Origin of the sequence: Streptomyces thermoviolaceus (assembly GCF_045209695.1) — a bacterium.
GTDB lineage: Bacteria > Actinomycetota > Actinomycetes > Streptomycetales > Streptomycetaceae > Streptomyces > Streptomyces thermoviolaceus.
The window spans coordinates 1,219,837-1,245,060 of sequence record NZ_CP109280.1 but is presented as its reverse complement, the minus strand read 5'-3'; the positions used below and the strand labels follow the sequence as shown (position 1 = coordinate 1,245,060).

The 25,224-nt window shown below is 71.9% G+C and carries 24 protein-coding genes and 1 pseudogene; 20 read left to right on the top strand and 5 right to left on the bottom strand.

Going from position 1 to position 25,224, the window contains the following annotated elements; genetic code table 11:
* Positions 1 to 757: 757 nt before the first annotated feature.
* Together OG899_RS05480 and OG899_RS05475 are read right to left on the bottom strand one after the other, a co-directional pair.
* On the bottom strand, positions 758 to 1,150 hold the full coding sequence (locus tag OG899_RS05480; protein ID WP_168130835.1) for a CrcB family protein: 393 nt from the start codon (positions 1,148 to 1,150) through the stop codon (positions 758 to 760).
* Positions 1,150 to 1,659 (bottom strand): CrcB family protein, encoded by a 510-nt coding sequence (locus OG899_RS05475; protein WP_125499117.1) that lies wholly within the window; start codon positions 1,657 to 1,659, stop codon positions 1,150 to 1,152. Before OG899_RS05475 ends, OG899_RS05480 begins: the two co-directional genes overlap by 1 nt.
* Positions 1,660 to 1,731: 72 nt before the next feature.
* Here OG899_RS05475 and OG899_RS05470 point away from each other — a divergent pair, with 72 nt between their 5' ends.
* The 9 genes from OG899_RS05470 (at position 1,732) to OG899_RS05430 (ending at position 10,110) form a co-directional block, all read left to right on the top strand.
* Entirely contained in the window at positions 1,732 to 2,706 is a 975-nt protein-coding gene (locus OG899_RS05470) for an urea transporter (protein ID WP_168130836.1), read from the top strand.
* Positions 2,707 to 2,768: 62 nt separating this feature from the next.
* Positions 2,769 to 3,074, top strand: a complete 306-nt coding sequence (locus OG899_RS05465; protein ID WP_125499118.1) for an urease subunit gamma — start codon at positions 2,769 to 2,771, stop codon at positions 3,072 to 3,074.
* 18 nt (positions 3,075 to 3,092) lie between these two features.
* Positions 3,093 to 4,031 carry a sirohydrochlorin chelatase gene (locus OG899_RS05460; RefSeq protein WP_229814454.1) on the top strand — a complete coding sequence of 313 codons (939 nt, stop codon included), beginning with the start codon at positions 3,093 to 3,095 and terminating at the stop codon, positions 4,029 to 4,031.
* Positions 4,028 to 4,510, top strand: a complete 483-nt coding sequence (locus OG899_RS05455; RefSeq protein WP_125499120.1) for an urease subunit beta — start codon at positions 4,028 to 4,030, stop codon at positions 4,508 to 4,510. The genes OG899_RS05460 and OG899_RS05455 overlap by 4 nt, the downstream gene beginning before the upstream one ends.
* A 1-nt stretch (position 4,511) precedes the next feature.
* Positions 4,512 to 6,236, top strand: a complete 1,725-nt coding sequence (ureC, locus tag OG899_RS05450) for an urease subunit alpha (protein ID WP_125499121.1) — start codon at positions 4,512 to 4,514, stop codon at positions 6,234 to 6,236.
* Positions 6,237 to 6,240: 4 nt separating this feature from the next.
* Positions 6,241 to 6,996: an urease accessory protein UreF gene (locus OG899_RS05445; RefSeq protein WP_125499122.1), complete on the top strand. Its 756-nt coding sequence runs from the start codon at positions 6,241 to 6,243 to the stop codon at positions 6,994 to 6,996.
* Between the two features lie 105 nt (positions 6,997 to 7,101).
* The gene (gene ureG / locus OG899_RS05440; RefSeq protein ID WP_125499123.1) at positions 7,102 to 7,722 is read left to right on the top strand and encodes an urease accessory protein UreG; all 621 of its coding nucleotides are present in this window, start codon (positions 7,102 to 7,104) and stop codon (positions 7,720 to 7,722) included.
* 1 nt (position 7,723) lies between these two features.
* On the top strand, positions 7,724 to 8,713 hold the full coding sequence (locus tag OG899_RS05435) for an urease accessory protein UreD (RefSeq protein WP_168130838.1): 990 nt from the start codon (positions 7,724 to 7,726) through the stop codon (positions 8,711 to 8,713).
* A gap of 62 nt (positions 8,714 to 8,775) precedes the next feature.
* Positions 8,776 to 10,110: an ammonium transporter gene (locus OG899_RS05430; protein WP_125499125.1), complete on the top strand. Its 1,335-nt coding sequence runs from the start codon at positions 8,776 to 8,778 to the stop codon at positions 10,108 to 10,110.
* Between the two features lie 198 nt (positions 10,111 to 10,308).
* Here the strand turns inward: OG899_RS05430 and OG899_RS05425 are convergent, their stop codons facing one another.
* The gene (locus OG899_RS05425; protein ID WP_125499126.1) at positions 10,309 to 10,974 is read right to left on the bottom strand and encodes a hypothetical protein; all 666 of its coding nucleotides are present in this window, start codon (positions 10,972 to 10,974) and stop codon (positions 10,309 to 10,311) included.
* Between the two features lie 1,169 nt (positions 10,975 to 12,143).
* On the opposite strand from OG899_RS05425, the gene OG899_RS05420 reads away from it, so the two are divergent.
* From OG899_RS05420 to OG899_RS05410, 3 genes are all read left to right on the top strand, one after another.
* Positions 12,144 to 12,926 (top strand): FAD-binding oxidoreductase, encoded by a 783-nt coding sequence (locus OG899_RS05420; RefSeq protein ID WP_168130839.1) that lies wholly within the window; start codon positions 12,144 to 12,146, stop codon positions 12,924 to 12,926.
* A 28-nt stretch (positions 12,927 to 12,954) separates the two neighbouring features.
* Positions 12,955 to 13,551, top strand: a complete 597-nt coding sequence (locus OG899_RS05415) for a TetR/AcrR family transcriptional regulator (RefSeq protein ID WP_125499128.1) — start codon at positions 12,955 to 12,957, stop codon at positions 13,549 to 13,551.
* Between the two features lie 125 nt (positions 13,552 to 13,676).
* Positions 13,677 to 14,876, top strand: coding sequence for an MFS transporter (locus OG899_RS05410; RefSeq protein ID WP_168130840.1), 1,200 nt, complete (start codon positions 13,677 to 13,679; stop codon positions 14,874 to 14,876).
* A gap of 89 nt (positions 14,877 to 14,965) precedes the next feature.
* On the opposite strand, the gene OG899_RS05405 is transcribed toward OG899_RS05410, so the two are convergent.
* The gene (locus tag OG899_RS05405) at positions 14,966 to 15,163 is read right to left on the bottom strand and encodes a hypothetical protein (protein WP_168130793.1); all 198 of its coding nucleotides are present in this window, start codon (positions 15,161 to 15,163) and stop codon (positions 14,966 to 14,968) included.
* Between OG899_RS05405 and OG899_RS05400 the strand changes: the two are divergent.
* The 3 genes and pseudogenes from OG899_RS05400 to OG899_RS05390 form a co-directional block, all read left to right on the top strand.
* A pseudogene (locus tag OG899_RS05400) lies at positions 15,083 to 16,489 on the top strand (DNA/RNA helicase domain-containing protein); the annotation flags it as partial. The gene OG899_RS05405 and the pseudogene OG899_RS05400 sit on opposite strands and share 81 nt — an antisense overlap.
* Before the next feature lie 875 nt (positions 16,490 to 17,364).
* Entirely contained in the window at positions 17,365 to 18,372 is a 1,008-nt protein-coding gene (locus OG899_RS05395; RefSeq protein ID WP_168130841.1) for a glycoside hydrolase family 11 protein, read from the top strand.
* Between the two features lie 34 nt (positions 18,373 to 18,406).
* Entirely contained in the window at positions 18,407 to 19,414 is a 1,008-nt protein-coding gene (locus OG899_RS05390; RefSeq protein WP_168130842.1) for a polysaccharide deacetylase family protein, read from the top strand.
* Positions 19,415 to 19,643: 229 nt separating this feature from the next.
* Here OG899_RS05390 and OG899_RS05385 read toward each other — a convergent pair whose 3' ends face one another.
* Positions 19,644 to 21,026, bottom strand: a complete 1,383-nt coding sequence (locus OG899_RS05385) for an MFS transporter (protein ID WP_229813951.1) — start codon at positions 21,024 to 21,026, stop codon at positions 19,644 to 19,646.
* A 415-nt stretch (positions 21,027 to 21,441) separates the two neighbouring features.
* Between OG899_RS05385 and OG899_RS05380 the strand changes: the two genes are divergently transcribed.
* The 5 genes from OG899_RS05380 to OG899_RS05360 all read left to right on the top strand — a co-directional run bounded on the left by OG899_RS05380 (position 21,442) and on the right by OG899_RS05360 (position 25,204).
* Complete coding sequence (locus tag OG899_RS05380) at positions 21,442 to 21,831, top strand: cell division protein SepF (protein ID WP_185868007.1); 390 nt, start codon at positions 21,442 to 21,444, stop codon at positions 21,829 to 21,831.
* A gap of 94 nt (positions 21,832 to 21,925) precedes the next feature.
* The gene (locus OG899_RS05375; RefSeq protein WP_125500749.1) at positions 21,926 to 23,176 is read left to right on the top strand and encodes an ATP-binding protein; all 1,251 of its coding nucleotides are present in this window, start codon (positions 21,926 to 21,928) and stop codon (positions 23,174 to 23,176) included.
* On the top strand, positions 23,173 to 23,535 hold the full coding sequence (locus OG899_RS05370; RefSeq protein ID WP_125500748.1) for a nucleotide pyrophosphohydrolase: 363 nt from the start codon (positions 23,173 to 23,175) through the stop codon (positions 23,533 to 23,535). The genes OG899_RS05375 and OG899_RS05370 overlap by 4 nt, the downstream gene beginning before the upstream one ends.
* A gap of 171 nt (positions 23,536 to 23,706) precedes the next feature.
* The gene (locus OG899_RS05365) at positions 23,707 to 24,180 is read left to right on the top strand and encodes a DUF6099 family protein (protein WP_125500751.1); all 474 of its coding nucleotides are present in this window, start codon (positions 23,707 to 23,709) and stop codon (positions 24,178 to 24,180) included.
* A 100-nt stretch (positions 24,181 to 24,280) separates the two neighbouring features.
* Positions 24,281 to 25,204, top strand: a complete 924-nt coding sequence (locus tag OG899_RS05360) for an LLM class F420-dependent oxidoreductase (RefSeq protein WP_125500747.1) — start codon at positions 24,281 to 24,283, stop codon at positions 25,202 to 25,204.
* The last annotated feature ends 20 nt before the right edge of the window (positions 25,205 to 25,224 follow it).

Below are 25,224 nucleotides of genomic sequence, written 5' to 3'. Positions count from 1 at the left end.
TGTCGGCTGTGCGCATGGTGTGCGGTGCGGGTGTTGTCCTGACACCGACGCGGCGCTCGTGACGCTTGTTCGGGACTCTTTTCCTGACGGAGCGTCAGTCCCCTCGTCGGACGGGTCGGTCTGACCGGTGTCGACGACGAGTCCGGCGTCGGCGCGGACCAAGGTGCTGACGTGCCCTGCGTCCTGTGTGCCGCTCCCCGTGGCCGTTCCCCCGCCGGCCAGGCTCCCACAGGCCGACCGGAAGGGGGCCGAAATCTTCGTTCGCCGTTGAGGCGCTCTCCTCGGGTTGGTGCACTGCGGCCCGCGGTGAGGCCGAGGTCGTAGGCCGTCGGTGCGCGGAGCCGAGGAGGACCGGACGACGTCCGCGTGCGACCCACCCCTGCACCCAGACGCACACCGAGAGGACGATCCATCCACGGTCTGCGTCGCCGGCAGGCGGCCCTCACCCACGACACCCTCGTGCCCCCGTACCGCTCCCGCCACCTGCACCGGAACACCGCGGGCAGCAGCTGCGCCGAGATCGCCAGCGGCCACGCCGCAGCGATCGAGAAGCCCGACGAGTTCGTGCGTGTCGTCCGAGTTCGTCCTCGACGGGGAAGGACCGGCGGCGGCATGAGCGGACACCTGGCCGGCGGCATCACCGCAGCGCCGGCCTTCGACACCCTCCTCGTCGCACACGCTGCGCCCCTCGGCCGGTACGGGGACACCACCGCCGTGGCCCGGTGAGCCGAGGCCGGACCAGGACCCGACCGGCCGGTCACAGGCCCGGCCCGCTGCCCGTCCAGGCCCGGGCGACGGCTCCGCCGGCGAACGACAGGGCGAGCCCGAGGGCGACCGTGGCCAGCAGGTAACCGGCGGCGCGGGTGGTGTGGCGGGCGTCGGTCATGGCCAGGAGTTCGTGGGAGAACGTGGACCAGGTGGACAGGGCACCGCAGAACCCCACCGAGAGCAGGGCCTGCCCGTCGGCGCCGAGGGCGCCCTCGGTGCCGGCCTTGACCAGGAAGCCCAGGAGCAGCGACGCAGCCATGTTGGCGAGGAAGGTGCCCCAGTGATAGGGGGCCGGCAGTCTCCTGCCCGCCGTCACGCCGATCAGGTAGCGGGCCGGGGCGCCGATCGCGCCGCCGGCGAGGACCAGCAGCCATTCACCCATCAGGCGGACTCCTCCGGCCGGGATTCCGGGTGCCGCCCACGCGTCAGGGCGGCGCGTGCGCAAGCGGTGCCGAGGGCCACGCCGGCCAGCGCTCCGGCCACGGTCAGGACCAGGTAGCCGACGGCGGTGGCCGGCTCGCCGTTCTCCAGCAGCCGGCGGGTGTCGTCCGTGTAGGACGAGAACGTGGTGAAGCCACCCAGGACACCGGTGCCCAGAAAGGGATTCAGCAGCCGCGGGGCGTGGGTGAACCGCTCCTTCAGCGCCACGATCAGCGCGCCCATGAGGAAGCAGCCGACGACGTTGACCACCAGGGGCGTCCAGGGGAAGGCCGCCTCGCCCGTCCGCCAGACGGCGTGGGCGTCGCTGCCGTTGCGCCACAGGCGACCGGCGCCGTAACGCAGGAGGGCGCCCACGGCCCCGCCCGCCGCCACGACAGCGACCACGGGCCCCTTTGCGCCAGGCGTGTGGTCGGGATGCGGATGACGATGTGTACTGCCGAACAGGGACATGACGGCACATTACTGTCATCACGGTGACGCTGTGCCGGGCGAAACACCCGTCCCCGTTCCAGAAGGAGTGCTGTGGCTACGCCGCTGCCCACGGCTCCCCCTGTCCCCGCGCAGGCATCCCTGAAGGACACGGCCCTCGGCGCCCTGCGCGGCGTGGGCCAGGTGGACTTCCAGGCCAGTGTCTGGACGTCGCTGGTCATCCTGGCCGCGCTGTGGGCGGAGAGCTGGGAGACCGGGCTGTTCGCCGTCATCGGCGCGGTGGTGTCGACCCTCACCGCACGCCTGCTGGCCGTCCCGCGCGACACCCTCGGCCAGGGCCTGATGACCTACTGCGGGGTGCTGGGCGCCATCGCCATGGTCGTCTACCTCGGCAACCACCCGTCGACGTACGTCATGGCGGTGGCCGCCGCCCTGATGTGCACGCTGGTCACCGCCACCCTCAACCATCTGCTCGCCCCGTTCGGGCTGAGAGCGTTCACCGGGCCGTTCTGTCTCGTCGCCCTCGTGATGGTCCTGGGAGCCCCCTCCTTCGAACGCATCTGGCACGGCACGCCGCCCACGGCCGTCACCCCGGAGACCCCCCGGAGCCCCGTCGTCAGCTGGACCGACCTGTGGCAGGGCTTCTTCGCCAACGTCTCCCAGATCTTCTTCGCCGGCACCTGGTACGTGGGGCTGATCATGCTGGTCGGTCTGTTCCTGGCCGGTTGGAAGGTGGGCGTGTTCACCGTGGTGGGCAGCGTCGTGGGACTGCTGACCGCGTGGGCGCTCGGTGCGCCCGCCGCGCTCATCGGTCAGGGGATCTACGGCTACAACGCCGTCCTGACGAGCCTGGCCTTCGGCGTCGTCCTGCTGCGTCCCACCGTGTGGAACTACGGCTTCACCGTGCTCGCGGCCGCCGCCAGCACGGCGCTCACCGCCTCCCTGTCGGTCCTGTTCGCGACGTTCGGCAGCCACACCTTCACCTGGCCGTTCAACATCACGACCTGGGCGCTGCTGGCGGCCGTACCGCTTCTGCCGCGCATCACTGCACGGGCCGACGACTCCTGAGGCTCACCCGGCTCCCGCGTGCCGGGCTCGCACCCGTCCAGACCGAGGAAGGCGTTCCCTTCATGAACCTGGCCCCCCGAGAGATCGACAAGCTGCTGGTGTACGTCGTGGCCGACCTGGCCCGCAGACGCCGTGAACGCGGACTGAAACTCAACTACAGCGAGTCCGTGGCGCTCATCACCGAGGCCATCCTCGAGGCCGCCAGGGACGGGAAGACGGTCGCCGAGTGCATGGAGCTGGGCCGCACCGTGCTCGCCGAGGACGACACCATGCCGGGCGTGCGGGAGATGCTGCCGCTGCTCCAGGTGGAGGCGACCTTCGACGACGGCACCAAGCTCGTCTCCTGCCACGACCCGATCGGCGGCTGAGCCGTGGTCCCGGGCGACGTGGACGTGGTCGCGGTCGGCGGACACGAGAGCGACGGCGGACGGGCCCTGCGCGGCCTGCCGGCCCCCTGGGTGGACTGTGTGTCCTCCGGTCGTGAACTGCTCATGTGCGTCAGCGCGTCGCGGGCCCGGGGCCGGGCCGTGTGCGTGGTGCCGATGACCCTGGGCAGGGACCCGGACCTGGCCGCCGACGCCGCCCGCACCCTGCTGGCCCTCTCCGCCGAGGACCGTGCCGGGACGGTCCTCGCCGGGCCCTTCGGCACCCAGGACCACCTGGTCGGCTGGTTGCGCGCGGCGGCCGCCCGGGTCGCCGGGGACACGGCCCTGCTGGTCACCGCCCCGTCGGGCGGCCCGTTCGCCGACGCGGACCTCTTCCGGATCGCCCGTCTGGTACGGCAGTACGGCCACCACCGCACGGTCGAGGTCGCCCTGATCGGCGGCGACCCGGACCCGGCCGAGGGCGTGCGGCGCTGCCTTGCCCTCGGTGAGCGCCGCGTCGTCCTGCTCCCGGCCGCCTGGGTGACGCCCGAGATCCCCGACCCGGACTGCTCCGAGCGGGGCGGGCCGTTGCTGTCCGCGCCCGCCGTGGCCGGTGTGCTGCGGGCGCGCGTGCACGAGGCATGGGAACGGTACGACCGGCTCGGCGACGACGGCCTGTCCCGGGCCCTCGCGGCCGCCCACGGCCACGCCCACAGCCACGCCCACGGCCACCCACCGGGCGGCCACCCGCCCGCACCCGTCGGCAGCGACGGCCCCCACGCACGGCACGAGACCCACCGCCCCCCTCCGGCACACCACCACGGGCCCGGTCACACGGCGGACCCGCAGCACGGTCACCGTGCCTCGCCGCACACGCCGCCCCTCGACCACCCCTCCGGCACCGCCCCGCTCCGGGGCGCCGGCCGGCACGTCGTTCCCCCTGACAGGAGCTTCGGATGACGCTTCCCCCGCGCTACCAGTACGGCGACGGACCGATCGAGATCAACGCCGGCCGGCGCACCGTCAAGGTCACCGTCCGCAACACCGGCGACCGGGCAGTCCAGGTCGGCTCGGACTACCACTTCTTCGAGGTGAACCCGGCGCTCGAGTTCGACCGCGACGTCACGCTCGGCATGCACCTCAACATCGCGGCCGGCACCGCCGTCCGTTTCGAACCCGGCGGCACCCACGAGGTGGAGCTGTGCACCTACGCGGGCACCGGACGCCTCCACGGCTTCAGCGGTCTCCTCAACGGCAGTGTCCGGTCGCACCCCGCCCGGGTCGAGGCGGTCGCCCGGGCCATGCGCCGGGGGTTCCGCGGAGCGGGCCGGGAAGGGGCCGAACCCGACGGCACGCCCGGCGCCGAGAAGGCGACGAGCCGTGCCGAGAAGAAGCCGACGAAGGGTGCAGAGAAAAAGCCGACGAAGGGATCCCACTGACATGCCGACCCTCTCCCGCGAGCAGTACGCCGGTCTGTACGGCCCCACGGTGGGCGACCGGTTCCGGCTGGCCGACACCAATCTCGTCGTCGAGGTCGAGAAGGACGTCCGCGAGGGTTCGTACGGCGACGAGGTCGTCTACGGCGGCGGCAAGACCGTGCGTGACGGCATGGCCTCCGACCCGCAGGCCACCGCCGCGCAGGGCGCCCTCGACCTGGTGATCACCAATGTCGTGGTCATGGACCCGATCCTCGGCGTCGTCAAGTGCGACATCGGCGTCAAGGACGGTCGCATCGCGGGCATCGGCAAGGCCGGCAACCCGCAGACCCAGGACGCCGTCGACCCCCGCCTGGTCGTCGGCGCCGGCACGGAGGTCATCGCCGGCGAACACCTGATCGCGACAGCCGGGGCCATCGACGCCCACGTCCACCTCATCACCCCGCAGCAGTGCGAACAGGCCCTCAGCAACGGCATCACCACCCTCTTCGGCGGCGGCACCGGGCCGACGGACGGCACCAACGGCACCACCTGCACCCCCGGCCCCTTCAACATCGCCCGCATGCTGCAGGCCGCCGAGGACCTGCCGGTCAACCTCGGCATCATGGGCAAGGGCAACTGCAGCCTGCCCGGCGCGCTGGACGAGCAGCTCCAGGCCGGAGCCGCCGCCCTGAAGGTGCACGAGGACTGGGGGTCCACCCCCGCCGTCATCGACAGCGCGCTGAGCGTCGCCGACCGGCACGACGTCCAGATCGCCATCCACACCGACACCCTCAACGAGGGCGGTTTCTTCGAGGACACCCTGTCCGCGATCGACGGACGCACCATCCACACCTTCCACAGCGAGGGCGCGGGCGGCGGTCACGCCCCCGACATCCTGCGGGTCACCGGCGAACCCAACGTGCTGCCGTCCTCCACCAACCCCACGCTGCCGTACACCAAGAACTCCGTGGACGAGCTGCTGGACATGGTGATGGTGTGCCACCACCTCAGCCACGACATCCCCGAGGACGTGGCCTTCGCGGACAGCAGGGTGCGGGCGGAGACCATCGCGGCCGAGACGGTCCTGCACGACCGCGGCATCATCAGCATGATCTCGTCCGACTCCCAGGCCATGGGCCGCATCGGCGAGTCCGTCACCCGTGCCTTCCAGATCGCGCACGTGTGCAAGGAGGCCTTCGGCCCGCTGCCCGAGGACTCCGAGCGCAACGACAACCAGCGCGTCCTGCGCTACCTGGCCAAGGTCACCATCAACCCGGCCGTCACCTGCGGCATCGCGGACCACGTCGGCTCGCTCGAGCCGGGCAAGATCGCCGACATCGTCCTGTGGCCGGTGCACTCCTTCGGCGCCAAACCGAAGATGGTCATCAAGGGCGGCATCGTCTCCTGGGCCCAGATGGGCGACCCCAACGCCTCCCTGCCCACCCCTCAACCCGTGTACTACCGGCCGGCGTTCGGCCACTACGGCCGCGCCATGCAGGCCACGCACGTCACCTTCATGTCGCAGGCCGGCATCGCGGCCGGGGTGCCCGCGAGGCTCGGCCTGGAACGCACGGTGCTCCCGGTGCGCAACACCCGCACCATCGGCAAGCACGCCATGATCCGCAACGACGCCGTGCCGCGCATCGCGGTCGACCCGGAGACGTACAAGGTCACGGTGGACGGCGAGGTCGTGACCATCGAACCCGCCCGGAAACTCCCGCTCAACCAGCTGTTCTTCCTGGCCTGACCCCATGTACCACGACGACAGCGACGACAGGGCCGGGCCGGGCGGGGCCACCGGGAGCGCACGGGCGGCGGAGACGGACCTGGGCCACCTCCTGGTCCTCCTCCAGCTGACCGACTCGGCGTTCCCCAGCGGCTTCTACACCTTGTCCCACGGCCTGGAGGGCTTCCTCCAGCAGCAGGCCGTCGACCACGACACGTTGCCCGACCTGCTCCACGACCTCCTCCGGCACGGCGTCGGCCCGAGCGACGCCACCGCGCTGGCCCTGGCCCACCGGGCCGCCACGGCGGGGGACTGGGCGGCGGTGGCCGCGACCGACCGGCGGCTGCACGCCGGCAAGCTCGGCCGCGAGATACGGCAGGCAGCCGTCCGGACCGGGCGGCAGCTGCTGGACCTCGCCGCCGAGATCTTCGGCACGGCCGGAATCGTGCGCTACCACCGCCAGGTGACGGCCCGCCGGGCACCGGGCACGCAGGCCGTCGCCGCCGGGATCGTGTACGCGGAGGCCGGTGTGCCGGTGCGGCAGGCCGTCGCCGCCGACCTGTTCGCGTTCTGCGCGAGCTTCGCCGGGGCGGCGCTGAGACTGCGGTTGACCGACCACCGCGGGGCCCAGGTCCTGCTGCGGCGGACGGCCCCGGTCGTCGAGGAGACCACCCGGGCCGCCCTGGCCCGGAGCCTGGACGACCTCGGCGCGACCACCTTCGCCGCGGACGTCATGTCCGCCCGTCACGAGCGGGCCGAGGCCCGCCTGTTCGCCAGCTGAACGTGCGCCGCCGGATCACCACCGGTCATCCGCCGCCCGATCGCAACGGATCACCACCGGATCACCACCGGTCCGCCACCGCATCGCCACCAGGAGGAAGCACCCATGCGAGACACCGTCCTGCGCGTCGGAATCGGCGGCCCCGTCGGATCGGGGAAGACCGCCCTCATCGAAGCGCTCGTCCCCCTCCTCATCGCGCGGGGACACCGGCCCGGAGTGATCACCAACGACATCTACACCCAGGAGGACGCCCAGCACATCCGGCGGACGCTCGACGGAGTCCTCGACGGCGACCGCGTCGTCGGCGTGGAGACGGGCGCCTGCCCGCACACCGCCGTGCGCGACGACCCGACGATGAACCTGGCGGCCGGCGCCGAGATGCTCGAACGCCACCCGGACATCGACACGCTCCTCTACGAGAGCGGAGGAGACAACCTCACCCTCACCTTCAGCCCGGCCCTGGTCGACGTGTTCGTGTTCGTCCTGGACACCGCCGAGGGCGAGAAGATGCCGCGCAAGCGGGGCCCGGGCATCACCGACTCCGACCTCCTCGTCATCAACAAGACCGACATCGCCCCGTACGTGCGGACCGACCTCGGCGTGATGGAGTCCGACGCCCACCGGGTGCGCGGCGGCAGACCCGTGGTGCTGACCGACAGCCTCACCGGCCAGGGCGTCGACGAGGTAGCCTCCTTCCTCGAGGCCCGGCGCAAGGCGCTGGTCTGAGATGCGGGCGGCCCGCGACCGGCTGGCGCCGGATTCCCACGACCGACTCGCACCGCAGTTCCGCGACCGGCTGGCGCCGGAGTACTACGAGCCGGTGCGACTGCCGCCGGAGGTGTCCGCGTACGCGGCGAAGCCGGACACCCTCGAGCCGGGATCCCCGGCCAAGGTCGGCATCCTCGACCTCGTCTACGCCCTGCGCGGTGACCGGACCGAACTCGTCGCCCGCTACGAGAAGTCCCCCCTGAGGATCATGCGCCCGCTCCACGTCGATCCTCGGCTGCCCGGCATGGCGTGCACCTATGTGATGGCCACCGGCGGCGGCATCGCCCAGGCCGACCGCTACCGCCAGGACCTGTGGTGCGGCCCGGGCACCCAGACCCTGTTCACCACCCAGGCGGCCACCAAGGTCTACCGGATGGAGCAGGACTACGCGACCCAGCGCATCCACCTGACCGCGGACGACGGCGCCTACGCCGAGTACCTGCCCGACCCGCTGATCCCGTTCGCGGGGGCCCGCTTCCACCAGAGCGTGATGCTGACCGTCCACGAGAACGCCACCGTGGTGTACGGGGAGACCGTCACCGCGGGCCGGACCGCCCGGGGCGAGCGCCACGCCTACACCGTGCTGAGCAGCGACCTGGAGATCCGCCGGTCCGACGGCACCCTGCTGGCCGTGGACACCCTGCGGCTGCGGCCGCGGGCACCCGGCGGAGTGAACGGGCCGGCCGTCTTCGCCGGACACGACCACGTCGCCTCGCTGTTCGTGGTCAGCCGCCGACGTCCCGCCGCAGAGATCGCCGACACCCTGCACCGGGCCGTGACGGACCCCGAGGTGCTGCACGGCGCGAGCGTGCTGCCGGACGACTGCGGAGCCTGGGTGCGGATCCTGGCCCGCGCACAGCCCCGCGCCGCCGACGCCGTCCGCACCGCGTGGGACGCCGTACGGCGGCTGCTCACCGGTCACCCCGCCCCCGACCTGCGCAAGCAGTAGCGCACCCGGCCAGTGGTGCACCCGACCGGTGGTGCACCCGACGCGACCAGGAGACCGTTCCCGTGATCACCGCGCCCGCCCCCATGCCGCCCGCCTACGACTCCGGTGACACCGCGTGGCTGCTCGCCGCGGCCGCCATGGTGCTGCTGATGACCCCCGCCCTCGCCTTCTTCTACGGCGGCATGGTCCGCACCAAGCACATCCTGATGATGCTCAAGATGAGCTTCGCCTCGCTGTGCTTCGTCAGCATCCTGTGGTACATGGTCGGCTACTCCCTGGCCTTCGGCCCGGACGCCGGCGGCGTCGGTCTCATCGGCACCCTGGACCACGCCTTCCTGCGGGGCATCGGGCCCACCACCCTGACCGAGGCCGTCCCCACCTATGTGTACAGCACCTTCCAGATGGGGTTCGCCATCGTCACGGTGGCGCTGATCAGCGGGTCCATCGCCAACCGGGCGACGATGCGGGGCTGGCTGCTGTTCTCGGTGCTGTGGCTGCTGCTCGTGTACGTCCCGGCCGCGCACTGGGTGTTCGACACCCGGTCCGGCTGGATCACGAAACACCTGGGCGCACTGGACTTCGCCGGGGGACTGCCGGTGGAACTCAACTCCGGCGTCGCGGGCCTCGCCGTGGCCCTGGTCGTCAGGGGCCCGGCGGACTTCGCCCGCAGGGAATCCAGGCCCAGCAACATCCCCCTCGTCATGATCGGCGTGGCCCTGCTGTGGTTCGGCTGGCTGGCCTTCAACGCCGGCTCGGCCGTCCGTGACACCGGCACCGCCGCCACCGCCTTCGTCAACACCCAGCTCGGCGCGGCCGGCGCCATGGTCACCTGGCCGCTGGTGGAGTACGCGCGCACCCGCCGGGTCACCATGATGGGCGTGGGCTCGGGCGCGGTGGCCGGCATGGTCGCCATCACCCCCGCGTGCGGTGAGATCGACCCCACCGGCGCACTGATCACCGGCCTCGTCGCGGGCGCGGTGTGCGCGTTCGCCGTCACCCTCAAGTACCGCCTGAAGGCCGACGACACCCTCGACGTCGTCGGCGTGCACGGCGCCGGCGGCCTGGTCGGCCTCATCATGGTCGGCCTGCTCGCCACGGCCCAGGTCAGCGGCAAGAAGGGGCTCTTCTACGGAGGCGGCCTCTCCCTGCTCTGGCGGCAGGTCGTGGCCGTCCTCGCCGTCGCCGCGTTCTCCTTCGTCATGACCTGGATCATCGCCAAGGCCGTCCACGCCGTCGTCGGCTTCACGCACAAGGAGGCATACGCCGCCGTACCCGGCCAGGACGAGGAACGCGCCTACGACCTCCGCACCGCCGAGCGCCTGGACGCCCTGACCGCCGGCGACCGGGAGAAAGCCGCCGAGCTTCTGCAGATCCTGCGGGACCACCGGGAGGGCTGATCGTCGGGCCGTCGCGCCGAGGAGACGGAGGAGACGAAGGAGACGGGGCCGCCGGTGACCTGCCGCACCCGGTGCACCGCCCGCTCGAAGGCCGAGCGTGCCGCCTGTGCGGTTGCCGGGCGTCCTGCCCGCTCAAGGACCGGCCGTCCCTCCCGCTCAGGTGCAGGCCGCCCCTCCACAGGGCCGCCGCAGCACCCCTCAGGCACCGGGCGGCGCGCCGGCCTCGCTGATCTCCCGGCGCAGATGGCTCATCACCTCGGCCGCCTCCTTGACGGCGGGCGTCGGGGAGGGCGCCCGCCGTGCGGCCTCGCACAGCCAGTCCGCCGCCGCCAGGGCGACCCGTGCCGCCTCCTGCCGGTGCCGGTCGAAGAGGAGTTCGTCGATGTGGTAGGCGATGTCGCCGAGCGTCTCGTCGCCGATCTGCGGCGGCAGGATGCCCTCCAGCTCCCCCGGCAGCGGCTTCTCGGCCCGCGACGAGCGCAGCGCCTCGACAACGCCTCGGTCCTCGCCGAACGTGTCCAGGTTGCCCATCAGCGCCACCAGCCGTGCGGTCAGGCGCGGAACACCGGGGTGACGGTCCAGCCACTGCAGCAGTCCGGGCTCGCCGCCGAGGTGCTCGCTGAGTGTGTGCAGCATCTCCTTGGCCCTCGGCTGCAACGACCAGCCCAGCGGGAGAGCCGCGGCGACCTCCTCCGCGAGCTGCGCCTCCTCCTCGGGAGGCAGTGCATCCTCGGCGAACAGCAGGATCGCCCGCTCGTCCAGACCGAGCGTCTCGGTCCCGGTCCGGTCCCGCGCGGGACGTGAACTGCTCGTCCGCCGGTGCAGGAGACGGCCGGCGATCGTGCTGAGCGGCTTGTCGTGCATGGACCCTCCCGGCGGAAACCCTTCCGGCGGACTGCTGCGCCGACGGCCTGCGGCCGGTGCGCTGCCCGCTGGGGACAGGACGCTGACGGCCGCGTGCCGGCCTGCGTGCTCGTCGGCGGCTGCACCCCACTGTGCCGGGCCGCGTGGACGAGCGCCCGCCCGGTGGCCCAGTCGTGCGACGGACGCCGTCCTGCCCCGGGGCGCGCACTGCTGTCACCCGCGCGTTCGCTTCCTGGTCGGGGCCGCATCGCCCTCCACGAGGAGACCCGCCGGGACAGGGCGCCGATCCCGGCCTGCCGGAGAAGGGCGGGGCGGGCCGGCGCGCGCCGTCCGGGTGCGTCGCTCGTGGTCCTGGAACACGATGGAGTCCCAGCCGTCCGGCAGGCCCTCGATCACGTCGCGTAGCACTGTCGCCTTCTCCTTGGTGGCGATACGGACGCGGTCCATGTCCCGGGGAGGGGCGCCGGCGCCGATGGCTACGGTGGCGACGGCCGCCATTTGCCGGCGCGTCGATGTGTGCCGTCGAGGTGCGGGTGGCGCTCGCAGTGCCTGCGGCCGCGGATGGCAGGCCACCGGACGCCGGCAGCCCCCGCAGCAGGACAGCGACGCCGGGCTCGTGGAACCCTCGGCGATCAGGTCCGCGGCCACCGGCAGCCTGCGCTCGCTCCGGACACCGCTGCTCAGCCTCAGTCCGCCGCGACATTGAACGGCTTCCTCACGGGGTCCCGGAAAGACCCCGGCGCAGGTCGCTCAGTCCATGCGCGTGAAGATCCCGGCAGCAGCAGCCGACCTAAGGGCCGCCTACCAGAGAGGGTTTCAGAGCGACACCATGTTGCTCGCCTTCACGCTGCCCAAGTCCGACATGAACGCCTTCATTGAGACCTTGAACCTCGAGGTGCCCCTGACCCATCGGGATACCCCCGTGAACTCTGGGAACGGCGACACCCCGACTACCCCGTTCGCCCACCTTGGCGTGCAGGAACCGGACACATTCAACCTCTTCCAGTGCCCGGCTGCCCTCCCTGCGCCGGTCTTCTCTCCGGGCGCGAGCCACCCGGTGTGCGGCCAAGTCACCGAACGCACGGCCACGGCACGACGCTCCGCTCGGCCCGGTCCCACTCCGGCTCACCCCCCTGCCTCCCACTTCACTCCAGTCAAGAGGTGGAACCATGTCATCTGCACGTCTCGGCCGCCGGTCCGTTCTGGCGGGCGGTGCCGCTGCGGTCGGCACCGTGACATTGGCGGCCGCACCGCCCGCCGCCGCGGCCGCCCCGGGGGCCGAAGCCGCCGTCGGCGCCAGGATCCTCGCCGCGGACCCCCACTACGAGTTGCTGACCACCGGCATGGACAAGCGCTTCGTAGCCCGCCCCGAGCACATCAAGATGATCCGCTCCTCGGCCGACGCCGCGAGAGCCCTGCGCGAGGCTCTCCGCGCCGGCAAACGCGTGTCGGTGCGCAGCGGAGGTCACTGCGTCGCGGACTTCACCTGCAACCCCGAGGTCGAAGTCATCCTGGACTTCTCCGAGATGACCGCTGTTGGCTACGACCCGGAGTTCCGCGCCTTCTACGTCGGTGCCGGCGCCCGGCTCTCCAACGCGTACGAGGCCCTCTGCAAGGGCTGGGGCGTCACCATCCCCGGCGGTGTGTGCCACAGCGTCGGCGCCGGTGGACATGTGTCAGGCGGCGGCTACGGGATGCTCTCCCGCGCCCACGGCCTGGTCGTTGACCACCTCTACGCGGTGGAGGTCGTCGTCGTGGACGCGCGCGGCAGGGTACGCACGGTGGTCGCCACCCGGGAGAGGGACGACCCGAACCGCGACGTGTGGTGGGCGCACACCGGCGGCGGGGGCAACTTCGGCTACGGGGCGGCGTCCGTGGTCACCGCGCGCCGTCCTGGGGCCCCGCTACCAGGCGGGAGCCCCGTGACCAGCCCGCGCACACTATTGGATTGATCTATCCAAAACTTGCTATGCTCAAGGCATGGCCCGACCGCGGATGTTCGACGAGGAACGGGCCCTGGACGCGGCGATGCGCACGTTCTGGGAGAAGGGCTACGAGGCCACTTCCACCCAGGACCTGTGCGAGGCCACGGGGCTGGGGCGCAGCAGCATCTACAACACGTTCAAGAGCAAGCACGACCTGTTCGCACGTGCGCTGGCCCGCTACATCGACGCCATGACGACCGCCCAGTTGGCCGTCCTGGAGGATACGCGGCTCAGCGGTGCCGACCGTATCCGCGCCCTGCTCGCCATGGTCGTGGAGGGCGAGACGGAACACCGGGCGGGCGGCCGCAGTCCGGGCTGCCTGACGGTGAACACCACGGTGGAACTGGCCGGCCGGGACGCACGGGCGGCGAGGATGATCGAGCGCGACACGGCCCGCCGGCTGGCGGCCCTGCGCGCGGCGGTCGAGCAGGGGCGGCGGGACGGCAGCATCACCTCCGCCCGGGACGCCGGGGCGCTGGCCCGCTTCGTCAACGCGGCCATCGGCGGCATGCGCATCTCGAGCCAGGGAGGCGCCGACCGGGCCGCCCTGGAGTCGATCGCCGAGGTCACCATGGACGCCCTGACCGCCTGACGGCCGCCGCCCACAAGCAGCGCGTCCGTGTACCCAAGTTTTGAACTGCTCGATACATAACAAATCCGGAACGCCGTACGAGGCGTATCACGCCGTACGGCACCGCCTCCGAAGGAGACCGAACCGTGCCTCGTGCCGTATACGTCCTGGCACTCGGCATCTTCGCCATGGTGACCAGCGAGTTCGTGGTCGCCGGGCTGATGCCGCAGATGGCCGACGGCCTGAACGCCACCATTCCGCAGATCGGGTACCTCATCACCGCCTTCGCGGTGGCCATGGCGGCCGGCGGGCCGTTCCTGACCGTGGCCGTCATGAAGTTCCCGCCACGCACGGCCCTGATGGTGCTCTTCGCGATCTTCCTGGCGGGCAACGTGCTGGCCGCCACCGCCACCGGCTACGCCATGATGATGGCCGCGCGGATCATCACCGGCATCGCCTCCCAGGCCTTCTTCGGCGTGGGCATCTCGATGTGCGCCCAGATCACCCGCCCCGAGGTCCGCGGCCGCGCGATCGCGGTCGCGATGAACGGCCTGATGCTTGGCACCCTGCTCGGCCTGCCGATGTCCACCCTGGTCGGCGAGCACTTCGGCTGGCGCGCCGCGTTCTGGACCATCACCCTGATCACCGTGGTCGCCGCCCTGGCCACCCTGGTCGGCGTGCCCCGCCTCGAACGCGCCGAGAGCGGCGGCGGCCTCCGCCAGGAGGTCGGCGTCTTCAGGAAGCCCCGACTGTGGCTGGCGCTGTCCACCAGCACCCTGATCATCGGCGCCACCTTCTCCGCCTTCAGCTACTTCAACCCCATCCTCACCGAGATCACCGGCTTCTCCGCCGGCACCGTCCCCGCCCTCCTGATCGCCTACGGCGCCGCCACCGTCGTCGGCAACAACATCGTCGGCCGCTTCGCCGACCGCCACACCGCCCCGGTGCTCGCCGCCGGCCTGGTGCTCAACACGCTCTTCCTGGCCGGCTTCGCCCTCCTGGCCGACCTGCCCGTCCCGGCCGTCGTCTGCATGATGGGCATCGGCCTGGTCGGCGTCACCATGAACCCGGCCATGACCACCCGCGTCCAGCGCACCGGCAACGCCGGCCCGCTGGTCAACACCGTCCACTCCTCCTTCATCACCCTCGGCATCATCCTCGGCTCCTCCCTCGGCGCCGCCATGATCGACGCGTGGGGCCTGCGCGCCCCCCTGTGGCTCGGCGCAGCCATGGCCGTCGTAGGCCTGCTCACCGTCCTGCCCGACCTCACCCACCGCCCCACACCCCAGACGGCTCCTGTCATCGCCGGTACTGGTGCACCAGCCAAGCAGGCCGAGCAGGTCTGACGCCACATCACGAAAAGAGCGGCCGGCGTCCAGCCGGCCGCTCCGTCGTATGCGGCCGATCGTCAGCCGGTTCCTGACTGCGCCATCCGTCAGGAAGAAGGAAGCCCTCCGCGCTTCGGTTCCGTCTCGTCCGGCGTGACCGTGCAGGAGAACACCTTGTGTCCGCTCCGGCTGCCGGTCACAGACAGCCTCGTGCGCCCCACCGCGTCGCAGGCCTGCGCGACATCGAGCGGGACGGCCGCGGACTGCTCTTCACCGGGGAGCAGCGTGGCGCCTTCCTCACTCATCTCCGCTCGAGGCTGAGCGACAAGCATTCCGGGGCCTGCGTGGCAGACGAACTGCTCGCCGGTGCCACGGTGCCGTCGAAGCAGCTGATGGCCGTGGCCGCGGAAGAGGTGCGGGAACGACAGCAGTTCGTGCTCCTCGACGAGCAGCAGGTCGCCTACCGCATGGTGCTCAACGCCGTGGAGAAGGCGAAGCACGCCGACCACAAGGAAGTGGTGATCGTCACCGGCGGCCCCGGTACCGGGAAGAGCGTGATCGCCCTCCAGCTGCTCGGCGAGCTGTACCGGCGTGGCGTTCCTGCGCTGCACGCCACCGGATCGCAGTCGTTCACCAAGACGATGCGCAAGGTCGCCGGTGCCCGGAAGCGCGAGGTACAAGACCTGTTCAAGTACTTCAACAGCTTCATGACGGCCGAGAAGAACAGCCTGGGCGCCCTGATCTGCGACGAGGCCCACCGCATCCGGGAGACCTCGGCGAACCGCTACACCCGAGCCGAGCTGCGGACCGGCAGGCCGCAGATCGACGAACTCATCGACGTCGCCTACGTTCCGGTCTTCTTCCTCGATGAGCACCAGGTCGTGCGCCCCGGGGAAATGGGCACCGTGGCCGCGATCAAGGCCGCGGCGACCCGACGGGGCATCCCCTGCCATGTCGTGCCTCTCGACAGCCAGTTCCGGTGTGGAGGCAGTGACGCCTATGTGCACTGGGTGGTCCGCCTCCTCGGCCTCGAGCCCGGCGGACCGGTGGAGTGGGAGCCCGACGGGCGCATGCAGGTGCTGGTCGTCGACAGCCCGCAGGAGATGGAGGCGTTTCTCGAAGCCCGCCGGGCCCAGGGATACGGCGCCCGGATGTCCGCCGGCTACTGCTGGCGTTGGTCCCCGGAGCCCAAGCCGGGGCAGCCGCTGCCTGCCGACGTCGTGATCGGCGACTGGGCCCGGCCGTGGAACCTGCGTGGTGACCGCTCGATCTCCGGCGCACCGCCGGCCGCCCTGTGGGCCACCGACCCGGCGGGCTTCGGGCAGGTCGGTTGCGTCTACACCGCCCAGGGGTTCGAGTACGACTGGTCGGGCGTCATCATCGGCCCGGACCTGGTCTGGCGTGGGGACCGCTGGGTCACGGACCGTGCGGCCTCCAAGGATCCCGCCTTCAAGAGGTCCACGCCGGACGAGCACGTGGACCGGCTCATCCGGAACACCTACAAGGTCCTGCTGACCCGCGGCATGATCGGTACGGTCGTGTACTCCACGGACCCGGAGACACGCGCGAAGCTGCGGGAACTGGTGGATGGCAGGCCGGGGGCGCGGGCGTCGGCGGTGGTCGGAGTGTGAGCGTGCGGCAGTGCTCTGCGGTACGGCTGCCGATCCCGAAACCTGCGGGACAGCCTGCTCGTCGTCGGACCGCACCTGCTGGCCGACATGCCGCCTTCGGTCGAAGCGCCCGGTACCACGGAAAAGCCGCTGTGGAAGAGGCTGCTGCACTGGTGTGGATCGCTGATGGTGGCTGCCGCCATGTTCACCGGGGCGGTTGTCCTCTCGAGCAACGGAGGGGAAATCGCCGCATCTGTGCTGGTCGGCGCGGGGCTTGTGTGCGTCGCGACGGTTTTCCCGCCTCTGCGGCCGGGGCTGGGGCGGATCGTGGCCGGGGCACCCGACACGGCGCCGGAAAGTATCGCGGCTGCAGTCGCATCGGACGGATCACCACAACCTTCGCCCACGATCTCGTCCCCTTCGTGTCCCGACCGTGGTGACGGATCAGCCGTCCCGCGGGATGACGACCGGCAAGGCGAGGAGCGGCTGGAGCAGGCAGGACGAGCCCAGAGGACATGACCGACAGACCTTGTCGGCCGCCCCGCGTGAGTGGCCGGCAAGGCTCAGACGCACCTGCAGCTGTCCCCGCGTGGGCATCGTCCGTCCGTTTCACGTCATGCTGCGGCGTTCTGTCGCGGATCCCATGACCCTCGATCGATGTCGAAACTTTCGATGATCGGACGCCTCGCCTTGATCGCAATTTCATGATGAGTGGATGCGAGTCGCAGTCCTGGTAGTACTGCAAAGCTCTTGACCTGCGACTAGCCAGCCCCAGAGGGCTTCCTTTGTTACGCGAACCTTTCGAAATAATTACCGAAACCATTGACAGTTGTCAGGGTCAGGCCAACACTCACGTCGTCACCCTCACGCACGCGCAGCGAGGAGGAAGCACGTCCATGAACACGCTCGTCCATCCGCAGGGCCGCGCAGGCGGTCTGCGGCTGCTCGTCAGAGCCGCGTGGGCGCTGGCCCTGGCCGCCCTGGCCGCGATGATGTTCGGGGGCACCGCCCGGGCGGACACGATCACCTCGAACCAGACCGGCACCCACAACGGCTACTTCTACTCGTTCTGGACCGACGCCCCCGGCACCGTCACCATGAATACCGGCGCCGGCGGCAACTACAGCACCCAGTGGAGCAACACCGGCAACTTCGTGGCGGGCAAGGGCTGGGCCACCGGCGGCCGCCGCACCGTGACCTACTCGGGCACGTTCAACCCGTCCGGCAACGCCTACCTGGCGCTGTACGGCTGGTCCCAGAACCCGCTCGTCGAGTACTACATCGTCGACAACTGGGGCACCTACCGGCCCACCGGCACCTACAAGGGCACCGTCTACAGCGACGGCGGCACGTACGACATCTACATGACCACCCGCTACAACGCCCCCTCCATCGAGGGCACCAAGACCTTCAACCAGTACTGGAGCGTCCGGCAGAACAAGCGCACCGGCGGAACCATCACCACCGGCAACCACTTCGACGCCTGGGCCGCGCACGGCATGCCGCTCGGCACCTTCAACTACATGATCCTCGCCACCGAGGGCTACCAGAGCAGCGGCAGCTCCAACATCACGGTCGGTGACTCCGGCGGCGACAACGGCGGCGGTGGTGGCGGTGGCGGCGGCGGTGGCAACACCGGTGGCTGCACCGCGACGCTGTCCGCGGGTGAGCAGTGGAGCGACCGCTACAACCTGAACGTGTCGGTGAGCGGGTCGGACAACTGGACGGTGACGATGCGGATTCCGGCGCCGGAGAGGGTGATGGCGACCTGGAACGTCACCGCGAGTTATCCGGATGCGCAGACGCTGGTGGCCAGGCCGAACGGCAACGGCAACAACTGGGGTGTGACCATCCAGAAGAACGGCAGCACCACCTGGCCCACGGTCAGCTGCTCCGTCGGCTGAGCGGCGTACGGACAACGAAAGGAGGACACCGCACATGCGCATCCCGTCACGCCGGCCGCTGCGCTCGCTGCTCGCCGGCCTGGCCGGCGCGGCGCTGCTGGCCACCGCGGGTGTCTGTACCGTGGACGCCGGCACCGCACACGCCGCGGCCTGCACCGGCTACGTCGGCCTGACCTTCGACGACGGCCCGTCCAACGACCACACCCCCGCCCTGCTGAACGCGCTGAAGCAGAACGGGCTGCGGGCCACCATGTTCAACGAGGGTCAGTTCGCCGCCGCCTACCCGGCCCAGGTGAAGGCCCAGGTGGACGCCGGCATGTGGGTCGGCAACCACAGCTACACCCACCCGCACCTGACCCAGCAGAGCCAGGCGCAGATCGACTCCGAGATCTCCCGCACCCAGCAGGCCATCGCGAACGCGGGCGGCGGCACACCCACGCTGTTCCGTCCGCCCTACGGCGAGACCAACGCCACCGTGCAGTCGGTCGAGGCCAAGTACGGGCTGAAGGAGATCATCTGGGACGTCGACTCGCAGGACTGGAACGGCGCCAGCACCGACGCGATCGTGCAGGCCGTGGACCGGCTCACCGACGGGCAGATCATCCTGATGCACGAATGGCCCGCCAACACCCTGGCCGCCATCCCGCGCATCGCGCAGACCCTGGCCGCCAAGGGCCTGTGCGCCGGCATGATCTCGCCGCAGACCGGCCGCGCGGTCGCACCCGACGGAGGCTCCGGCGGCGGTGGTGGCGGTGGCGGCGGCGGTGGCAACACCGGTGGCTGCACGGCGACGCTGTCCGCGGGTGAGCAGTGGAGCGACCGCTACAACCTGAACGTGTCGGTGAGCGGGTCGGACAACTGGACGGTGACGATGCGGATTCCGGCGCCGGAGAGGGTGATGGCGACCTGGAACGTCACCGCGAGTTATCCGGATGCGCAGACGCTGGTGGCCAGGCCGAACGGCAACGGCAACAACTGGGGTGTGACCATCCAGAAGAACGGCAGCACCACCTGGCCCACGGTCAGCTGCTCCGTCGGCTGAGCGGCGACCAGCCGTCCCGCAGCGGACGGCCGCACGTGAGGGGCGCGACGGCTCCGGCCGCCGCGCCACCTGTGCGTGACAGCCGGACCCAGGTGTCAGCCGCTCGGGCCGGCAGTCACAGGTGCGGCGGCGACCGGCCCGGCCGCACACGTGTCTCACACCTGCCGGTCACCCGGGGCGGCGCCCCGGCCTGCCGGTCGCACCGGGCGCCTCGACCGCGGGCCGGGGCTCACGGGGAGTCGAGCGACGCTGCGCCGCCGGGGTGCTGTGCGACGGCCTCCCCGGCCTCGCCCGCACCCGACTCGCCCGCACCGGCCTCGCCCGCCCCGACGCCGTCGTCACCGCCGTCGTCACCGGCGTGGTCATCGGCCGCCGCAGCGCGGGCCGCCGGGGGCCGCGCCGCCGGCTCCGTACGGCGCACCAGACGGCGCACGTCCGGCACGCACAGCACCGCCAGCGTCAGCGTCAGCACCAGCGCCGAGCAGGCCCACAGCGCGGCCGTCCGGCCCACCGCGTCCTGCACCGGGCCGGCCACCGCCGTGGCCAGGGGCACCAGCGCCACCGAGCCGAGCCAGTCGTAGGAGGACACCCGGGAGAACTTCTCCTCGGGTATCTCCTGGTGCAGCGCCGACATCCAGCACACGGCGAACACCTCGACACTCACCCCGGTCACGAACATCACCGCCACCAGCACCGGAGCCGTCACCGGGATCGCCAGGGCCGCACTCGGGGCCGCCAGGGGCAGTACCGCCAGCACACCTGTCCGCAGCAGGCGCCGCGGCGCCCAGCGGGTCATCAGCAGCCCGCCCAGCACCGTGCCCGCACCGAACGCCGCCAGCGCCGTCCCCCAGGGCTGCGCCCCGCCCAGCCGCTCCCGGGCGACCAGTGGCCCGTACACCGTCTCGGCCGCCGCGACCACCGCGTTGACCACGGAGAACTGCACCACGATCGACCACAGCCAGGGCCGGCCCGCCACCTCCCGCCAGCCGTCGCGCAGATCCCGCAGGATCCTGGTACGGCCCGTGCGCTGCGGGACGGCACCGACGTCGAGGAAGGCGCGCAGCGCCCCGGCGACGGCGAACGCCGCCGCGTCGCACGCCAGCACCCAGCCGGGCCCGACCGCCGCGACCAGCGCCCCGCCCAGGCCGGCCCCGAGGATCCCCGCACCGTTGACGCCCATCCGGAACACCGCGAAGGCCCGGCCCGATCCGCTGCCCCGGACGCTGGCCAGGATCATCCCCTCGGCCGCCGGGGAGAAGAACGCCTGGCCGGTGCCGCCCAGCGCGGCCAGCAGCGCCATCTGCCACACCCGGGCGGTGCCGGTGAGCACCAGCACCGCGAACAGCGCCTGGGTGACGCAGCTGAGCGCGTTCGCGGCCACCATGACCCGGTGCCGGGGCAGCCGGTCCGCCAGCGCGCCGCCGATCAGCAGGAACACGACCAGCGGCACGGTCCGGGACGCCGCCACCAGACCCACGTCGGTCGCCGACCCGCCGGCGGCCAGCACCGCGAAGGCGGACGCCACCAGCGCACCGGAGGCACCCAGCTGGGAGACGACGGCGGCCGTGGTGAGCAGGACGTAGTTGCGCCCCGCCCAGGCGGGACGCGACACAGGACGAGAACGGGGTCGTAGGGCGGTCACCCACGGATTATCGCCGTGGCCTGCGCGGCGGCCTCAGGCGGCTTCCGGACGCCGACGTGTGCACGCCCCGCGGAGACGGCGCCGGCCGCCGCAGCCTGACCGCGAGCGCCCGGGAGAACGTCGGGGTGCGGCGGGGGAACGTCGGGGTGCGGCGGGGGAACGTCGGGGTGCGGAGGGAGGACGTAGGGGTGCGGAGGGAGGACGTAGGGGTGCGGTGGGAGAACGTAGGGGTGCGGTGGGACACGCCCGGCGGCCGGATGCCGGGGCGAGGGTCCGGAACAGGACACCGGGCCGTCGCCCACCGTGTCGCTGTTGGGCCGAACAGGTGACCTCGCGTAAGAATTGGCTGGTGCAGGCCAGGAGTGCGAGTCAGGTTGGGGGGCCGGTGAACAGGCGCGACGTCACCGACGAACAGTGGGAGGGACTCGCCCAGGTGGTCCCGCTCAGGGGCCGCGACGCCTGGCCGTCCGCGGTGAACCACCGGGTGCCGCCGGAGGCCCGGACCGAGACACGACGCCGGTTCGTCGTCCTGCGGGTGAATGTGTTCGCCGACGCCCGGGAGGTCGCCGAGACCCTGATGTCCGGCATCCCCGTCCTGCTGGACCTCACCGGCGCGGACCCCGAGGTCGCCAAGCGGGTGCTGGACTTCAGCACCGGCGTCGTCTTCGGGCTGGCCAGCGGCATGCACCGGGTGGACCGGAACGTGTTCCTGCTCACGCCGCCCGGCACCGAGGTCAGCGGGCTGGTGGAGGAGACGGCGGTCCCCGGGGCGTGAGGAGGCGGGCGCACGCCCGCCGTGTCCCCCGATCGTAGGAAGGACCTCCGGACGGAACGGTTCGGCCGCGGTGCCCGCCCTACCGTTCCGAGGCATGTCCGTGTCCTCGCAGCCGGCCGCCGGTCCGCTCCCGGCACAGCAGTCGTCCGCGGCCGTCCCGCCCGCCGCCCGGGTGTCCTCCGTCCCCACCGTGCCGACGACGGCGCCCGCACCGACGGGCGACGGACGGCGCCCGGTGCGGCCCAGCATCGGCGAGCTGCGGCTGTCCGCGTTCGCCGGCCACCGCGGGGTGCGGGTGCCGCTCGGCCCGCTGACCCTGCTGGCCGGGCCGAGCGGGTGCGGCAAGAGCGGCGCCCTGCGGGCCTTCGAAGCGCTGGCGCGGCTCGGCGGCGGCGCCGAACTGGGCGAGGTGTTCCCCGACCCGGTCGCCTGCGTGCCCGAGGACGCCCGGCCCGACGCCCAGCAGCGCCGCGGCTTCCGCCTCGGCTGCACCGCCGACGGACCCGAGGGGCCGGTCCGGCTGGACGTCGCCGTGCAGGCCGAGCCCGCGCTGCGCATCGCGGGGGAGCGGCTGAGCGCGGGCGGACGGGTACTGCTGCAGACCGCGCTGCGCGATCCGCGCCGGCCCTCCGTCCAGGCCACCTGGTACACCGCCGGACCCACACAGGTGACCCGGGCGGCGCTGCCCGACGACCGGCTCGGCACCGCGCTGCTGCCGCTGCGGGTCTCCGGCAGCACCGAGGGGGAGCGGCGGGTCGTAGCCGCCGCCGAGCAGATGGTGGTCGCCCTGCGGTCGGTGTTCGCCTGCGCCCCGCGCCCCGTCCGGATGCGGGTGCCCGCACCGCTCGGCGCCGGCCGGCTGATGCGCGGGTGCGACAACCTCGCCGCCGTCCTGGCCCGCACCCGCACCGAATGCGGACGGCGGCACGCACTGTTCGTGGACGCGCTGCGCGCCGGGTGTGCCGGGCCGGTGGCCGACGTCGTCACCGAGCAGGTCGGAGGCGGCCGGGTGCGGGCCGTGCTGGTGCGCGGCGACGGCAGGCGCACCGGCTTCGAACGGCTCGGGGACGGGGAACTGCGCTACGCCGCGCTGGCGTTGGTGCTGCTGACCGGTCCGGGTGTGCTGGAGGTGGATCCGGTCGGCGAGGTGCCCGAGGCCCTGCAGACGCTGACGGTGCTCGCCGACGGCCTGGAGACGGGACTGGACCCGCGGCAGCGTGCCGCGCTGCTGCGGCTGGCGGCACGGATGTGCGAGCGGGGCCACATCCGTCTCACCGGGACGGTGAGCGACGCCTCCTGGGCGCGCTCGGTGCATGCGGCACGGGTGGTAGACCTGATGCCGTGACCGACTCCGAGAACCGTCCCGACCTCGCCGGACTCCAACGGCGGCTGGCCGAGTTCGCCGCCGCACGGAACTGGCAGCCGTATCACACCCCGAAGAACCTGGTCGCCGCGCTCAGCGTCGAGGCGTCCGAACTGGTCGAGATCTTCCAGTGGTTGACGCCGGAGGAGTCGGCGCGGGTGATGACTGACCCGCAGACCGCGCACCGTGTGCGCGACGAGGTCGCCGATGTCCTCGCCTATCTCCTGCAGTTGTGCCAGGTGCTGGACATCGACCCGCTGACGGCACTGGCCGCGAAGATCGAGCGCAACGAGCACAGGTTTCCCGCGCCGCAGGCATCGGACCGGACCGAGGAGACGTAACCCCCCGGCTCTCACTGTCCGTAGTCACACAAGTGGACTCTATCGATTTGTTGTCCACAATTTCCGCCTTCCTCTGGCTTTCCGGCTCACGCACCCTCACTCTGGGTAGTGAAACACGTGAGTTCAGGCACACACGTGCGGGAAGCGCGTGGACAGATGCGGGGGCAGCGCATGGATGCGGTGCGGCTCATCCTGGCAAGCAGACGTGCCCTGGCGGACAGCGGCGACGTTCCGGAGGTCCTGGCCGAAGCATGGCAGGCGCAGGCCCTGGCGCAGGCCATCGGCAGCCGGCTCGCGTTCTCCGGGCCGCCCGAACTGCGCGGCGAGGCACTCGGGCTGACCGAACTGGCGGGCCGCGGCTGCGCCGTGCTGGAAGCGCCGGATCTCGGCGCCGAAGGGATGCGGGCGGCCCGGCTGTCGGAGCTGAGCGACCCGCGGCGCACCCTGCTGTGCCTCGGCGGACTGCTCGGCGAGGTGGGCATCGCCCTCGTCGCCGTCGCCAGCGCCTCCGTCGACCAGTGCACCTACTGGCGGTGCATGGAGGCCATCGACGCGGCCGACGAGTCCCGCGACCGGGTCCGCGAGATGCTGCGCAAACTGGCGGCCCGGCAGGAGGCCGCCGTGCAGGAGCGGGAAGCCGGCTGACATCCGCAGGGCCCCGCGCGGCCACGTGTCCCGCACACCCGGTGCCGGCGACCCGCCCTGCGGAAGTCCGCCGACGCGGCGCGTCCGGCAGGATGGGAGCATGGATCTTCGCATCTTCACCGAGCCGCAGCAGGGCGCGAGCTACGACACCCTGCTCACCGTGGCCAAGGCCACCGAGGACCTCGGCTTCGACGCCTTCTTCCGCAGCGACCACTACCTCCGCATGGGCGACGTGGACGGCCTGCCCGGCCCCACCGACGCCTGGATCACACTGGCCGGACTCGCCCGCGAGACCAAGCGCATCCGGCTGGGCACCCTGATGACCGCGGCCACCTTCCGGCTGCCCGGTGTGCTCGCCATCCAGGTCGCGCAGGTCGACCAGATGTCCGGCGGCCGCGTCGAGCTGGGGCTGGGCGCGGGCTGGTACGAGGCGGAGCACAAGGCGTACGGCATCCCCTTCCCCAAGGAGAAGTTCGCCCGCCTGGAGGAGCAGCTGGCCATCGTCACCGGCCTGTGGGCGACCGAGGTCGGCAAGACCTTCGACTTCCGCGGCCGCTACTACGAGCTGTCCGACTCGCCCGCGCTGCCCAAGCCGGCCCAGGCCAAGGTCCCGGTGCTCATCGGCGGACTCGGCGCGACCCGCACGCCGCGGCTGGCCGCCCAGTACGCCGACGAGTTCAACATCCCCTTCGCCTCCGTCGACGACAGCCGGCAGCAGTTCGGCCGGGTCCGGGCCGCCGCCGAGGAGGCCGGGCGTTCCGCCGACGACCTGACCTACTCCAACGCCCTGGTCGTCTGCGTCGGCCGGGACGACGCCGAGGTCGCCCGCCGGGCCGCCGCCATCGGCCGCGAGGTCGACGAGCTGAAGGCCAACGGCCTGGCCGGTTCCCCCGCCGAGGTCGTCGACAAGATCGGCCGCTACGCCGAGATCGGCTCCCAGCGGATCTACCTGCAGATCCTCGACCTGTCCGACCTGGACCACCTGGAGCTGATCTCCTCCGAGGTCAAGTCGCAGCTGTCGTAGGCGCGGACGTTCCGCACGCC

Coding starts and splice junctions, on each gene's coding strand:
- ureG (WP_125499123.1), top strand. CDS start 7,102: ATGCGAGACACCGTCCTGCGCGTCGGAATCGGCGGCCCCGTCGGATCG.
- OG899_RS05475 (WP_125499117.1), bottom strand. CDS start 1,659: ATGTCCCTGTTCGGCAGTACACATCGTCATCCGCATCCCGACCACACG.
- OG899_RS05395 (WP_168130841.1), top strand. CDS start 17,365: ATGAACACGCTCGTCCATCCGCAGGGCCGCGCAGGCGGTCTGCGGCTG.
- OG899_RS05390 (WP_168130842.1), top strand. CDS start 18,407: ATGCGCATCCCGTCACGCCGGCCGCTGCGCTCGCTGCTCGCCGGCCTG.
- OG899_RS05415 (WP_125499128.1), top strand. CDS start 12,955: ATGGCCCGACCGCGGATGTTCGACGAGGAACGGGCCCTGGACGCGGCG.
- OG899_RS05445 (WP_125499122.1), top strand. CDS start 6,241: ATGTACCACGACGACAGCGACGACAGGGCCGGGCCGGGCGGGGCCACC.
- OG899_RS05425 (WP_125499126.1), bottom strand. CDS start 10,974: ATGCACGACAAGCCGCTCAGCACGATCGCCGGCCGTCTCCTGCACCGG.
- OG899_RS05435 (WP_168130838.1), top strand. CDS start 7,724: ATGCGGGCGGCCCGCGACCGGCTGGCGCCGGATTCCCACGACCGACTC.
- OG899_RS05455 (WP_125499120.1), top strand. CDS start 4,028: ATGACGCTTCCCCCGCGCTACCAGTACGGCGACGGACCGATCGAGATC.
- OG899_RS05420 (WP_168130839.1), top strand. CDS start 12,144: ATGTCATCTGCACGTCTCGGCCGCCGGTCCGTTCTGGCGGGCGGTGCC.
- OG899_RS05375 (WP_125500749.1), top strand. CDS start 21,926: ATGTCCGTGTCCTCGCAGCCGGCCGCCGGTCCGCTCCCGGCACAGCAG.
- OG899_RS05480 (WP_168130835.1), bottom strand. CDS start 1,150: ATGGGTGAATGGCTGCTGGTCCTCGCCGGCGGCGCGATCGGCGCCCCG.
- OG899_RS05465 (WP_125499118.1), top strand. CDS start 2,769: ATGAACCTGGCCCCCCGAGAGATCGACAAGCTGCTGGTGTACGTCGTG.
- ureC (WP_125499121.1), top strand. CDS start 4,512: ATGCCGACCCTCTCCCGCGAGCAGTACGCCGGTCTGTACGGCCCCACG.
- OG899_RS05405 (WP_168130793.1), bottom strand. CDS start 15,163: ATGAGTGAGGAAGGCGCCACGCTGCTCCCCGGTGAAGAGCAGTCCGCG.
- OG899_RS05360 (WP_125500747.1), top strand. CDS start 24,281: ATGGATCTTCGCATCTTCACCGAGCCGCAGCAGGGCGCGAGCTACGAC.
- OG899_RS05365 (WP_125500751.1), top strand. CDS start 23,707: ATGGATGCGGTGCGGCTCATCCTGGCAAGCAGACGTGCCCTGGCGGAC.